Source organism: Methylobacter sp., from assembly GCF_004322395.1.
Lineage (GTDB): Bacteria > Pseudomonadota > Gammaproteobacteria > Methylococcales > Methylomonadaceae > Methylobacter_A.
In genome coordinates, this window is sequence record NZ_SCTW01000032.1 from 1 (window position 1) to 13428 (window position 13428).

At 45.8% G+C, this 13428-nt stretch carries 11 protein-coding genes; 3 read left to right on the forward strand and 8 right to left on the reverse strand.

Annotated features, from left to right (window positions below; all coding sequences use genetic code 11):
• Positions 1–299: 299 nt before the first annotated feature.
• The 8 genes from EPO18_RS05035 to EPO18_RS05070 form a co-directional block, all read right to left on the reverse strand.
• Positions 300–3119 carry a methyl-accepting chemotaxis protein gene (locus tag EPO18_RS05035; protein WP_292431381.1) on the reverse strand — a complete coding sequence of 940 codons (2820 nt, stop codon included), beginning with the start codon at positions 3117–3119 and terminating at the stop codon, positions 300–302.
• A gap of 243 nt (positions 3120–3362) precedes the next feature.
• Positions 3363–5246, reverse strand: coding sequence for a methyl-accepting chemotaxis protein (locus EPO18_RS05040; RefSeq protein ID WP_292431385.1), 1884 nt, complete (start codon positions 5244–5246; stop codon positions 3363–3365).
• A gap of 29 nt (positions 5247–5275) precedes the next feature.
• Complete coding sequence (locus EPO18_RS05045; RefSeq protein WP_292431389.1) at positions 5276–5845, reverse strand: chemotaxis protein CheW; 570 nt, start codon at positions 5843–5845, stop codon at positions 5276–5278.
• A gap of 15 nt (positions 5846–5860) precedes the next feature.
• The gene (locus tag EPO18_RS05050; RefSeq protein WP_292431392.1) at positions 5861–7555 is read right to left on the reverse strand and encodes a methyl-accepting chemotaxis protein; all 1695 of its coding nucleotides are present in this window, start codon (positions 7553–7555) and stop codon (positions 5861–5863) included.
• A gap of 76 nt (positions 7556–7631) precedes the next feature.
• On the reverse strand, positions 7632–9824 hold the full coding sequence (locus tag EPO18_RS05055; RefSeq protein WP_292431395.1) for a chemotaxis protein CheA: 2193 nt from the start codon (positions 9822–9824) through the stop codon (positions 7632–7634).
• Positions 9821–10153, reverse strand: a complete 333-nt coding sequence (locus EPO18_RS05060; protein ID WP_292431397.1) for an STAS domain-containing protein — start codon at positions 10151–10153, stop codon at positions 9821–9823. Before EPO18_RS05060 ends, EPO18_RS05055 begins: the two co-directional genes overlap by 4 nt.
• Positions 10154–10173: 20 nt before the next feature.
• Entirely contained in the window at positions 10174–10542 is a 369-nt protein-coding gene (locus EPO18_RS05065; RefSeq protein WP_292431401.1) for a response regulator, read from the reverse strand.
• Between the two features lie 34 nt (positions 10543–10576).
• Positions 10577–11482 (reverse strand): hypothetical protein, encoded by a 906-nt coding sequence (locus tag EPO18_RS05070; RefSeq protein WP_292431404.1) that lies wholly within the window; start codon positions 11480–11482, stop codon positions 10577–10579.
• A 106-nt stretch (positions 11483–11588) separates the two neighbouring features.
• On the opposite strand from EPO18_RS05070, the gene EPO18_RS05075 reads away from it, so the two are divergent.
• From EPO18_RS05075 to EPO18_RS05085, 3 genes are read left to right on the forward strand one after another with little or no spacing between them, the layout of a single operon-like run.
• Complete coding sequence (locus EPO18_RS05075) at positions 11589–12386, forward strand: CheR family methyltransferase (RefSeq protein ID WP_292431418.1); 798 nt, start codon at positions 11589–11591, stop codon at positions 12384–12386.
• Positions 12377–12976: a chemotaxis protein CheD gene (locus EPO18_RS05080; RefSeq protein ID WP_292431406.1), complete on the forward strand. Its 600-nt coding sequence runs from the start codon at positions 12377–12379 to the stop codon at positions 12974–12976. The genes EPO18_RS05075 and EPO18_RS05080 overlap by 10 nt, the downstream gene beginning before the upstream one ends.
• Before the next feature lie 44 nt (positions 12977–13020).
• The gene (locus EPO18_RS05085) at positions 13021–13269 is read left to right on the forward strand and encodes a GxxExxY protein (protein WP_292431411.1); all 249 of its coding nucleotides are present in this window, start codon (positions 13021–13023) and stop codon (positions 13267–13269) included.
• Positions 13270–13428 lie beyond the last annotated feature (159 nt).

Sequence of the window (13428 nt, forward strand, 5' to 3'; positions counted from 1 at the left end):
GGCCAAGGATGGCCCTTCTGGCAACCCCCGTCGAAAGCGAGGAGCGCAGGAAGCAAGCGGCAACCGGGTCGCCTTTTCTTTGGTTACTTTCTTTTGGCGACGCAAAAGAAAGTAACTCGCTTTCGGGTGCGAGAACCCGATTCAAATAACGTCGCGGTAGCGACACTTTAATAATAAAAATGTTGATGCAGTCTAAATCCGAGCAACTGCGTAACATCAGTGAGTAAAACTAATAATGACTTATCTTTATTTTATTAGCCGTTTAGTTCCACAATGATTTAATCAAAACGCTCCCTGCATTAAAACTCTTCCCAACCGCCACTAGCATCAGACTGTGGATCCAGCTTGACTATATGCCCCACAGGAGCATGACCAATTTCGGCTTCTTGGTCAAACGACTCAGCAGCAAATAAACTATCCGCATCATTGGCGTCACCACTCATTTTAAAATGCGTTACCGTAACCGTCAGGTGTTGCGTCTGTTTTTCCAGCGATTCTGCCGCAGCTGTAGCTTGTTCTACCAACGCGGCATTTTGCTGGGTTACGTCGTCCATCTGGCAAATAGCCAGATTCACTTGTTCAATACCGGCAGTCTGTTCAACGGAAGCGGCGCTGATCTCGGACATGATCGCTGTAACGCCATGGATAGAGTTAACAATATCTTCCATGGTTAAGCCGGCTTGGGTGACCAGTTTGCTGCCATCCTCAACTTTCTCAACGGAATCGCCAATCAGGTTCTTGATTTCCCCAGCGGCAGAGGCGGCGCGTTGCGCGAGATTGCGCACTTCTCCGGCCACTACGGCAAAGCCTCGCCCCTGTTCTCCGGCACGGGCCGCTTCTACGGCGGCATTAAGAGCAAGTATATTGGTCTGAAAAGCAATGCTGTCTATCACTGTAATAATCTCGACAACTTTGCGAGAGGATTCATTGATCGCTTCCATCATTTTTACAACTTGACCAATCACTGTGACGCCCTTGCCGGCTGTGTTCGATGCGCTAACGGCAAGCTCACTGGCATGTTTGGCGTTATCACTATTTTGATGCACTGTTAAGGTCAACTTCTGCATGCTGGCGGTAGTCTCATCCAAGCTGGTTGCCTGTACTTCGGTGCGATGCGACAAAGACATGTTGCCGTGTGCGATTGCTTTAGCCGCAGTGTGGATCGAGTCAGCGACATCCTTGATTTGACCGATAGTATTCTTAAGATCATCCACCGTGGAATTGGCGTCCTCCTTAAGTTTCCCGAAAGTACCTGAATAATGATTAACAATCTTTTCGGTCAGGTCGCCGTGGGACAAAGCATTCAATACGCGTACCGTTTCATTGAGCCCGCTTTCACTGGTTTGCATCAGCTGATTGATGGATTCGCTCAACTCACGATAAAAGCCCACCTTACCCTGCATGGTAATGCGCTGGGTGAAGTCGCCCATAACAGCAGACACCAAAATAACGGCCACTTCTTTTTCCACCATGACCTCGGCGGTGCGATCCAACCATTCGGCTACCGAACCCATCCGCTTGCCCTCAGAGCTGATTACCGGACTGGCCGTCACTACCATAGAGCGGTCATCCAAGTTTATGCTGACAGTAGTGGAGCTGACTGAATCTGCAAGTAACTGTGCCTGATAGGATGGGGTCTTGTGAAATACATCAATATTAGTACCCACCAGATTGTCAATGGAGAAGTTCGGCAACTGTTTGCGAATGCTGGCTTCCGCAGTGCCAAATATTCTGGCCGCCGATTTATTGACATAAATTATGTTGCGATCATTGTCCGCAATCATCACGCCGGTGCTGACGTTATCCAACGCAATCTTAATGCGAAGGTGTTCATCGGCAATGCGCTTAGCTTCTGCAACGTCAAAACCCAGCTTGATTTGCATCGCTTTGAGAGCTGCCATCACCCTGCCAATTTCATCCATGCATTTGATTTCAATTGTATTGTTGTAATTACCCTGAGCAATTTGACCGAAATGGCTAATAGTGGCATTAAACGGACGCACGATAGAGCGCAATAAAGAAAAACTCAACCACAGCGCCAGTAAAATACCCGAAGCGATCAAGACACTGGCAATCTCCCGAGTGCTGTAATAGCGCGCCTGACCGGCCTCGAACTCCTGCTTGGCAATACTAACCTGTAATTGTAATAGTTTCTGAATACCCTCACTGACCGGCTCGTAAAGGGGATTAACCTTGTCTTCCATAATCTTGCCTGCAAGCCCGGCATCATTATTACGCAATGCTGAGATAGCCGGTTGAAGGCCTTCCATTACAAAGCGATTTTTATCGTCCGCAACCTTATCCGCCAGAATTTTTTCAACTGGAGTCAGCGAGCTTTCAATATACGCATCCCAGATCCGAGTGATAATTGCGATGTTTTGTTCCACTTCGGCAAGATTTTTCTGAATCAATTCAGGGGTAGCGTTGAACAAGCTGGCGGTCATCCGCAACCGATTAGTAAGCAGCAGTTTCTGAACCTGAAAAATCTGGTTCGAGGGCAGCATGCGATCATTATGAACAGTACGCAATCCCTCGCTACCCTTGCTCATGCCCAAAAGCCCCATACCGCCTACAACCAGCAGTAAAATGGACATAATAGCGATAACCATCAATAAACGCGCTTTGATGCTGATGTTTTCCAGTGACGGAAATCTGCCTAACAGTGTTTTTTTAACGATTTTTCCAGCTTGGATTTTTAAATTGCCCGCTTTATTTTCCCGAAACTTCCGGTAGGCTTCGACAGCCTCTGCCACTTGCTTTTGACTGGGCTTGCTGCGTACCGACATATAGCCGGCCAGCTTATCGTTTTCATAATAAGGTGTAACATTGGCCAACACCCAGTAAAAATCGCCGTTTTTACAGCGATTCTTGACTACCCCAGTCCATGGGCGCCCCGCTTTCATCGATTTCCATAAATCCTCGAAAGCTTCTGACGGCATATCGGGATGGCGTATTATGTTATGCGGCGCCCCAATCAACTCTTCCCTACTAAATCCGCTAATTTGGATAAAATCCTCGTTAGCGTAAGTAATCATCCCCTTTAGATCGGTCTTGGTAACAATGGAATCAGTCTCTGTAAGAGTATGTTCGACATTGGTGATCGGCATGTTAATTTTCATGGGGATGTTTTTTTATTGAAAATGAAACAAATAATTTAGAAGTTTTGCAATTAGACTCGCCGCGCATATCGTTATACGCAACTTCGTCCCTAAATCGTTAACCGGCATCAACAGCAACTTTCGATCCTCGCTTCTAATTTAAAACCCAGGATATCTTCGAATGTTCACATCCTTGTGTCTGGACCCGCTTCACGCTCTACCGGTCTCCGGCATCCCTGCCAAAACGACGGTATTCCTCAAACGCTAACGGTTATCCACTGTAAAGAATGACATAACCTGTTGCAACTGCATGGCTTGCCCGCTCAGTTCTTCCGCAGTAGCAGCAAGCTGCTCCGAACCCGAGGCATTTTGTTGCGCCGCTTTATCCAACTGACTGACCGCGTCACTGATCTGGCCGATGCCTTGCGCCTGCTCTTCGGAAGATGCGGTAATTTCTTCGACCAAATCCGCCGTTTTCTGAATATTAGGCACCATTTTTTCCAGCAGGACGCCGGCATCTTCGGCAATCTTGACGCTGTTTTTTGCCAAGCTATTGATTTCTTGTGCCGTTACCCGGCTATTTTCGGCCAGTTTTCTTACTTCGGCAGCAACAACAGTAAAGCCTTTGCCGTGTTCGCCTGCCCGCGCCGCCTCAATCGCAGCATTAAGTGACAATAGATTGGTTTTATAAGCAATATCTTCAATCAATCCGATTTTATCGGCGATTTCTTTCATCGCTTCCACGGTGCGCTTTACCGCCTGTCCGCCATTGGCGGCTTCTTCCGCAGCCGTGGTAGCCATGCTGTTGGTCACTTTGGCATTATCTGCATTTTGTTTGACTGAAGAGCTCAGCTCTTCGATGGACGTCGTGGTTTGTTCAACGCCTGAGGCCTGTTCGGTAGCGCTTTGGCTGATAGACTGTGCCGTTGCACTGATTTCCTGCGAGGCATTACCCAAAGCGTCGGAATTGGTACGGACCTGCTGTACAACACTGCTGAGCTGATCGCGCATGGTTTGTAGCGCGCTGGCCAAAACGCCTATCTCATCTTTCTGGTCTATATCAATCCGTGCGGTAAGATCGCCTTCCGATAAAGATTCGGCAAATTTAACACCCAAAATAATCGGTTTGGTAATCATCGATGCTAAAAACAACGCAATAATAACGCCCAACACTATCGAAAGAATGATGGTGCCAATAATAATTTTGTTGGCTTCACTGACCAATTGCTCGGCTTCGGTGCGAGCGGAACCTAACTGAGCGTAACCGGCGGCTTCGGCATCTTGCGCTTGTTTAATGACATTACTGCCCAAGCTTGCCATATCACCCAATATAATTTTCAACTTATCGTCGTTTTCTATCCAGGTCTTGGCAGACTGCGTGTAATCTTTTGTTCCATTACGCATGTCTGCAACATACTTGAGTCCCTCTTCGCTAAAGAGAATTTTTTGTAACTCATCATACATTGCCATTAACTCCGGCAATAAAACCTCCATTTTTTTCCAGGCAACACGATCCTTGTAATTAACTTCTTCCTTTTCTGCACGCATGATTTCCATTGCTTTAATGTAGATGTTGGTCGTGAGGATATAACGCTGAACATACTGGTCGAGCTCCTGTCCGGTTAACCCTTTTTTCATCGCCTCGCTGTAAAGAGTTACTTGTCGTTTGAGCATTCTATCGGCTGCAATAGCAACAGCATTGCCCTTTTCCACCATGTCCGCCACGGCTTGCTTATTGGCCTTCAAGGCCGCAACACCCGCCCTGTATTTTTCGGCGTACTGAGCAGTACCTTCTCTTGCTGTTTTAGATTGCTGTAATAATTCAGTATTCTTATATTGTTTTGCTAATGTATCCACTTTGTCCAAGTAGCTGTTCAACTCTTTGACGTTTTGTTCAGCACGTTGATGAACTTCATCTTTTTCCTGCAATAAATAATTCTTTTCTTCCATAATGGTCGACAACGCCATGCGCTCGACACCGGTTGCATATTCAACCGCTTTACCGTTGTTGTCGGTAATTCCGAACAACGCATTCGATACGTTTCCTATGTAAATTTTTGAGAGCATGCCAAAGCCGCAGGTAATCAACACCAACAGTAAAGCTCCAGTCAATATCTTGGTTTTAATGCTTAAGTCTTTTACGTTCATAAAGAGTGAGTCCTTTAATATTAGGTTAATCAGTTTAGTGCAGCGAAACTGGCTTCTTTGTTTACATTGCCGCTTTCGTAATCGGCAACCTGTTTAAGCTGAGATAATTCTTTTATCGAAAGTACACGATTGATATTCAACAAAATAATAAACTCGTCACCCACTCGTCCCATCGACTGAATAAAATCGGTCCGAATATCAGCGCCAAAATCAGGTGGGGGCATGATGTTCACTTCAGGGATTTCCAGAATTTCATCGACAGCATCGACCAACATACCCAGTAGCTGGGCGTCATCATCGTTGTATTCAACCTGTACCAGGACAATACAACTGCGTTTGGTTATTTCGCTTCTAGTCCGACCCAGGCGCGCCGATAAATCGATTACCGGCACAACATTGCCGCGCAAATTAATAACGCCGCGTATATAGTCGGGCGTCATAGGCACATCGGTAATCGTATTAATCTCAATGATTTCTTTGACATCTAAAATGCTGATAGCCAGATTCTCATTGCCTGCCTGAAAAGTCAGGTACTGGCGCAGCTGATCTTGAGCCACTAACTCGGTTTTGTTGTCTTTTTTATGTATTAGTTCGTTCATGGTGCACTCTACCTGTCAAAATCGTTCAAAATCATTCTCATTAAACTCAGGTTTGGCTGCTGCTCCTGCCTTGCTGGTCGGCACTGGTTTAGAAATTAGCGGAGCCGACTCCAACGAAGCAAAATGAGGAGCTCTTTTTTCCGTAATTTTTTTGTTTACGAGTGTTTGTTTGCCGGATTGAATCGGTTGTTTTTTTGCAACGCGGCCTTGATTTGCATCCACCTTAAAGAATGACATAATCTGCTGCAATTGCAGAGCTTGGCCGCTCAGTTCTTCTGCGGTAGCTGCAAGCTGTTCCGAGCCCGAGGCATTTTGTTGCGCCGCTTTATCCAGCTGCCCGACTGCATCGCTGATATGGCCGATGCCCTGTGCCTGCTCTTCGGAAGATGCGGTAATTTCTTCAACCAAATCCGCGGTTTTTTGGATATTAGGCACCATTTTTTCCAGCAGGACGCCGGCATCTTCAGCAATCTTGACGCTGTTTTTAGCCAAGCTATTGATTTCCTGCGCTGTTACCCGGCTGTTTTCCGCCAACTTTCTTACTTCGGCGGCGACGACGGTAAAGCCTTTGCCGTGCTCACCAGCCAAAGCGGCTTCAATGGCCGCATTGAGCGACAATAGATTGGTTTTATAGGCAATATCTTCAATCAAACTAATTTTATCGGCAATTTCCTTCATCGCCTCCACCGTGCGTTTTACTGCCTGCCCGCCATTGGCAGCTTCTGCCGCTGCAGTTGTCGCCATGCCATTTGTTAATTTAGCATTGTCAGCATTTTGTTTTACCGATGCACTCAACTCTTCAATGGAAGTCGTGGTTTGTTCAACGCCTGAGGCCTGTTCGGTAGCGCTCTGACTAATGGCTTGGGCGGTCGCGCTGATTTCCTGTGAGGCGCTGCCTAAAGCGTCGGAGTTGGTCCGTACTTGTTGCACAACGCCGCTTAGCTGATCGCGCATGCCTGTCATTGATTGAGCCAAGACGCCGATTTCATCGTTTTGCTCAAGGTCAATGCTAGCGGTAAGGTCGCCTTTCGCTAAAGACTCTGCAAACTGCTGCATGGAGGACAGGGAGCGAGAAATGCCGCGAACCAGCATAAAACCGATAAACATGGCCAGTAACAAACCCACCACCAGCAGAACTATCGAAATAAAACGCGTGTCTTCATAACGAACTTGAGCAGCCTCATATTCCTGTTTGGCGACATCCAATTGCAATTGCATCAACGTATTTACGCCTTCCCGAACGGGTACAAATAATGGGCGCACCGACTCCCTGATGGTTTTTTGCAATGCTTCATCATTTCCTGCCGCCAGATACTCCATAGCTGGATTCAACCCTTCGACAACAAATCGTTTACGATCTTTGGCAAACTGGCCGGCCAGTTTCTTTTCCTCCTCGGTCAAGGTGGTTGACATATACGCATCCCATGTTTTGGTGATGTCGATAATATTTTGCTTAACCCGTTCGATATTTTTTTGCTCTTCTCCCTTGAACACCAAACTGTTAACCATCGCGATGCGGTTATCCAGTAATTTTGAGTTAATTTCGGCCAGCTGCCCCATCGGAACAGTACGATCGGCATAAACGGCCAGTAAGCCTTGATTGGCTTTTTTCATGCCATTCAAGCCAAGTATCCCCAGTGTAATGGCAAGCAAAGACATAAGACCCACAACCAAAATCAGGCGGGCTTTGATAGTAAGATTATTCAGCATGATAAGCCCCCCATCGGTATTCTTATTTTTATAATTTTCAAACTGTTACTATTCATAAGTACCTGCGCCTATTATTTTAAACAGCCAACGACAATGCTAGAGTCGAGTTAACCCGCTTTTTTGCATGTTGAATAAGTCCTTGTACGTCAAGAATTAACGCAACATCGCCACTACCCAAAACAGTTGCACCGCCAATACCATCCAGATTTTCAAACAACTTACCGAGCGGTTTAATTACGGTTTGATTTTCGCCGTGTAATTCATCCACAACAAAACCCGCTTTTGCCTCGCCAAAACGTACGACAACCAGACTTTCCCTCTGAGTACGAGTGTGTTTTTTATTTTTGTGGAAAAAATCTCCCAAACGCAGATAAGGTAAAACTTGACCGCGCAAATTCACGTAATGTTGGACGTCATCAATTTGCCATTCATCGCTACTCATTTCGACGCATTCTTCGACCATACTCAACGGTATGATGTAACGTTCTTTTTGCGCTTCCACCATAAACCCATCAATAATCGCCAGTGTTAACGGCAAGTGTATCGTTACCGTGGTGCCTAGACCCAGTTCACTATCCACAGAGACGCTACCGCGTAGTGCTTCAATATTGCGTCTGACCACGTCCATGCCAACGCCACGACCGGACAAGTTACTGGCCTCTTCTTTGGTACTTAAGCCCGGCTCAAAAATAAGATTGTAAATTTCACTCTTGCTGAGCACTTGATCCTGCTTAATCAGCCCTTTAGCTACCGCTTTGGCGACAATTTTATCCGGATCCAGGCCTTTGCCGTCATCAGTGATCTGAATCACGATACGTCCTGAGTCATGATAGGCGTTAAGCTGTATGGTGCCTTTTTCAGGCTTGCCCGCCCGCATTCTCTCTGCGGGTGTTTCGATGCCATGATCAAGCGAATTGCGCACCAGATGAGTCAGCGGGTCATTGATTTTTTCGACTACGGTTTTATCCAGTTCGGATTCCCCCCCTGTGATTTGCAATTGAATTTGCTTGCCCAATTCCTTACTGACATCGTGAACCACTCTTTGGAAGCGCGTAAAAGTCTCGCCGATCTGTACCATACGCAATTGCAACGCCGTGTCGCGTATATCTTCGACCAGATGACTCATGGTCGAGGCGACATCATCGACATCGGATAAACCGTGCTTATCGACCATCAGCCGCATTGCAGCGCCTGAAATTACCAGTTCGCCGACCAAGTTAATCAGATAACCCAACTTGGCTGCATCGACCCGAATGTAATTGGATTCTTTATTGATTTTTTGCTTGACTGATTCCTGTTTTTTTAGCGCCTGTTCTATGACCGGTTGCTGCAGGATATTTTTTTCCAGCAACATTTCGCCGATAGGTTTCGCCTCTTCTTCATTGTCGTTATGTTGTTCGTGGAGTATGTTTGCGACTTCTTTTTCGGTTAAAGCACCGATCTCGATCAGCATTTCACCTAAGCGTTTAACTTGGTCTTCCTGCATGTCAGCCAACAACTGCAAGTAGTGTTCCTGTCTGGAATTGGGCGGCAAAATATGAATATCGCAATCGTCTTCGGCAAACTCAAACACGTCTTCTATAGTTTTCTTGTCCGCATTGCTGTTAAAGACTATTTTAAAATTAAGATAACAGTCTTCGGGGTCCATATCTTCGATGCGAGGCAGCGTAGGCATGGTAATAATCACTTCAATGATTTTGCCCAGCGTTTGCAAATAGCGGATAAACGATAACGGATCCATGCCGTTACGCAGGGCATCCTGCTTAAAAGCCAAGCTGATGACCCAATTGTCGCTGCTGTCCGTGGTGTTGACATCAACTTCAAAATGATCGGCTTTTTCCTCTTGCGTCGAAGGCATTCCACCGGCAACCGCAGCCGATTGACCTACCAATTGAGCAATCAGCGCCTGGCTTTGCTGCTGCAAGGCCTCCGGCAACGGTTCGTTTTCGTGATAAAGAAAATGCTGAATCAGGTGGGCCGTGTGATCTTTACAGGTAAGCAAAACAGAAACAAGTTCGGCGTCAATTGAGCGTTCGCCATTTCTAACCCGATCCAATACGGTTTCGGCTTCATGGGTGAAGGCAACAATATCGTCAAAACCAAACAGTCCCGAAGAGCCTTTAATGGTGTGCATGGCGCGAAAAATACTGTTAATGGAATCAGCGTTATCCGGTGTTCCGTCCAATCCTAACAGAGCTTCTTCCATTGCTGTCAGTAATTCGTCAACTTCCTGGGAAAAGGTTTCTAAGGCGGGATTCATATCGCTCATGATTTTTTCCAATTAGCAGGGATAACGATGGGATCGCCAAAATACATGCCGAGTTTGAGCAGTTCGAAAATCTCAATCACAGCCTCACTATGGCGCAATAAACGCAGAATAAAGCCCCGTTTCTGTGATTCCGCTTTTAATAGCAGCAGCAGTTGCAAACCCGCGCTGTCCATTTCAGTAACGGCCGACAAATCAAGTTGCAATTCCTGAGTGCCGGGATGGCAAAACCCTAAGAGAGTTTCTTTTAGTGTCTCTGCGTTGTAGATAGTCATGTCATCCTTAATAGACAATTGATGTATTCCGTCGTTTTTCTTGGCCTTGGCGGTCATGACATCCCCCGAATAAGATTTTAAGGCAGCACTAATTTGGCGATCGCTGCGAGTAAGATAGGCGGCTGAAAGGGTTTGGTTACCCAGGCTTTGGCGCCGGCATCTTTAGCTGCGCGTTTTTTGTCCTCCTCCATTTCGGTGGTCAGCATGATGATGGGCGTAAATTTGTAATTGTCGAGCTGTTTAACCTCTTTAACAAAGGTAATGCCATCCATAACCGGCATATTAATATCGCTGACGATAAGATGGATTTTAACTCCATCCAATTTGCTTAATGCCTCTTTGCCGTCAGAGGCTTCAATCACCTCGTAACCAGCGCCTTTAAGCGCAATGCCGACTACCTGTCGCATTGAAGCGGAGTCATCCACAATCAAAATTGTTTTTGCCATAAACTAAAGCCTGCCTTTGGTATTGAAAAAGAGATTAAAAAAAAGTTAAGTCGTCTAAGTTGTCCGTCCCTCGATTAACTGGCGAGCTGACCGACTTGTAGTTTTCTTCTATATGCTCTACAGCTTCATCGACTTTAAGCATATCACTATCGCGATTACTGCCTTGCTGTTGTATTTTTTCGATGGTTTTTTGCAGATTCAGCAAGTTGTTTTCGACTTGCGTTAATATTTGACTGACACGGTCTTGAAATTGCAGGGCTACCAGCACATTATTGATCTCGCCGCGAATTTGCTCGGCGTTGTTTCTAAGCGCTTCGACGTCATTGTGGTAATGGGTTAAAGCCAGGCTCAAAAGGGACAATGCCTGGTTGATATTGACTTCGGCCTGGGACAGGATTGCGTCATCGACGACATTATGTTCTTCCTGATGAATTTGTCTGAGAGAGTCCAGAACCGGTTGCAGCAAATCACGGCTGGTATTGATCACAGTATCCAGATCGTAGCTTTGCTGTCCGCTCAAAGTATTATTGGTGCTGTCGACGATCTGTCGAAGTTCATTGACCATGCCGGAAAAACGGCTTGATAACGAGGTAATTTCCTGCTCGGTATGCTCCCGTGAAGCCATTACCTGTTGGGAAAGTATCGGACTTATGGTCAGAAGCAACCGCTCCAACTCGGCGGTATAAGTCGAAACTGCGTCTATCTTGCTGCTTTCATCCTGAGCCCAACGGAAATTGGTTTGCGCCAATTCATTTGCATGACGATGCCACAAAAACAAACCGCTTCCGGTCCCGCAAAAAACCAGCATCAAGCTGAACAACACATTATATAAAGTAACACCGTCCTGCCAGATAACGATTACTCCCCCCAAAATTACCGGCAATGTAGGCAGTAAACCGTATAAAAACTTACTGTCGCTGTTATTTTGGAGCTGCGGCATTAAAATCCCCGTTGTTCTTGTAAAGCCCATAGTCTAGTATGTATTTATACTTAGTGCTATTCCAATTTACTTACAAATTAAGGAGTTTATTATCAGTCTTGAGCCCATCAGCGCCGAGGAGTTTGCCCATTTCAGGCGTGTCATTTACGATCATGCCGGCATCGCGCTGGCACCGGAAAAAAAAATCATGGTGGCCAGCCGGTTAGCTAAACGTTTGCTGCATTATGGCTTGCAAACATACGGACAATACTATCAATTGCTCAACTCAGGACAGCAACCCCACGAATTTCAATTGATGGTTAATATCTTGACCACTAATGAAACTTATTTTTTTCGTGAGCCCAAGCATTTTAGTTTCCTTCAGGAACAGATTATCAGACCCTGGCGTGGCGATAATTTCCGTCTATGGAGCGCGGCGAGCTCCACCGGCGAAGAAAGTTACTCGATCGGCATGACCTTGGCCGAAGGCTTGGGCATGAGAAAATGGGAAATTTTCGGCTCCGATGTCAATACCGAGGTGTTGGAAACCGCGCGAAGAGGCGTTTATTTGATGGACAGACTGGATAATATGGACAAACGTTACCTGGATAAATACTGCCTGAAAGGCGTACGTTCCCAAGAAGGTTATTTCCGCGTCGATGAAAAGATAAGAAACCGCGTCAGTTTCGGACAGATCAACCTTAAAACTTCGTTGCCCAAAAGCCTCGGACAATTCGATGTTATATTTTTGCGCAATGTGTTGATCTACTTTGACACGGAAACCAAACAGGATATAGTCCAGCGCGTAATTTCGGTGTTAAAGCCGGGCGGCTATTTTTTTATCAGCCATTCTGAAACCTTACACAGTATTAAAACCGAATTATCGATGGTCACACCTTCCATTTATCAAAAACCATGCAAGTAGGCCAATATCAGGGACTGCCGCGAGTCATCATCGACCCCGGCGAAAGTTATGTCACCAAAAAGAATGAAATCATTTCCACCCTGCTGGGGTCTTGCGTAGCAGCATGTTTGTACGATCCGGTTAACCGCGTGATCGGCATGAACCATTTTTTGCTGGCTCAGCAGCATGCCGCTCATAATGCCGCCTTGCTAGCCTCGGAAGGCGGACGCTACGGCATCCATGCGATGGAGTTATTGATCAACCAAATGCTACGACAAGGCGCACAGCGCATCCATATAAAAGCCAAAGCCTTCGGCGGTGGCGATGTGCTGAAACTGGGTAATGAATTACGAGGTGGACAGTCCATTGGCGCAGTTAATTGCGAATTTATTAAAACCTTTTTGAAAACCGAACATATTCCATTGGTGGCTTCCGGTTTAGGCGGTCACATAGGGCGCAATATTTTCTTTCTGGCGAGCGATTTTTCCGTCTATGTTAAGCGTATTGAGCATGACGAAGAACAAGCTGTTGTTAACCTGGAAAAACGTTTCCTAAAAAGAAATACTGCTATACATATTCCACAGCCATCGGATCAGGCTGATTTTTGGTAACGGGCATTATTAAATACAATGGAACGCGGATAACGCAGATAAAAATGATGAACGCAGATAATTATAACTATCCAGACATTGCTGAAAAAATTATTAATGCATTCTTCAAAGGCCACAATACGTTAGGGTATGGTTTTTTAGAAAAGGTTTATGAGAATGCATTGCTCATTGATCTTGTCGAGATGGGTTTGTTCGTTGGAAAACAAAAACAGATAAAAGTTTATTACGAAGGCAAAGAAGTGGGAGAATATTTTGCAGACTTGACTGTTGAAAAATGCGTAATTGTTGAATAAACAAAAAAGGGGGCAGGTTAAATTACCAATGAAAAAGTAACCTGAACATCCCGCTTATATTTTCAACCGAAAAATAAAATTATTTATTTTCGTAGGTTTTTTCATCTCGCAGCATTTTGAATATTACGCGACACAGTTGTCTTCCTAATGCGCGAACCG

What these genes read in the sequence shown, in the direction of transcription:
- EPO18_RS05055 (WP_292431395.1), bottom strand. Translation starts at nt 9,824, where the DNA reads ATGAGCGATATGAATCCCGCCTTAGAAACCTTTTCCCAGGAAGTTGAC.
- EPO18_RS05060 (WP_292431397.1), bottom strand. Translation starts at nt 10,153, where the DNA reads ATGACCGCCAAGGCCAAGAAAAACGACGGAATACATCAATTGTCTATT.
- EPO18_RS05040 (WP_292431385.1), bottom strand. Translation starts at nt 5,246, where the DNA reads ATGAACGTAAAAGACTTAAGCATTAAAACCAAGATATTGACTGGAGCT.
- EPO18_RS05045 (WP_292431389.1), bottom strand. Translation starts at nt 5,845, where the DNA reads ATGAACGAACTAATACATAAAAAAGACAACAAAACCGAGTTAGTGGCT.
- EPO18_RS05035 (WP_292431381.1), bottom strand. Translation starts at nt 3,119, where the DNA reads ATGAAAATTAACATGCCGATCACCAATGTCGAACATACTCTTACAGAG.
- EPO18_RS05085 (WP_292431411.1), top strand. Translation starts at nt 13,021, where the DNA reads ATGATGAACGCAGATAATTATAACTATCCAGACATTGCTGAAAAAATT.
- EPO18_RS05050 (WP_292431392.1), bottom strand. Translation starts at nt 7,555, where the DNA reads ATGCTGAATAATCTTACTATCAAAGCCCGCCTGATTTTGGTTGTGGGT.
- EPO18_RS05070 (WP_292431404.1), bottom strand. Translation starts at nt 11,482, where the DNA reads ATGCCGCAGCTCCAAAATAACAGCGACAGTAAGTTTTTATACGGTTTA.
- EPO18_RS05065 (WP_292431401.1), bottom strand. Translation starts at nt 10,542, where the DNA reads ATGGCAAAAACAATTTTGATTGTGGATGACTCCGCTTCAATGCGACAG.
- EPO18_RS05080 (WP_292431406.1), top strand. Translation starts at nt 12,377, where the DNA reads ATGCAAGTAGGCCAATATCAGGGACTGCCGCGAGTCATCATCGACCCC.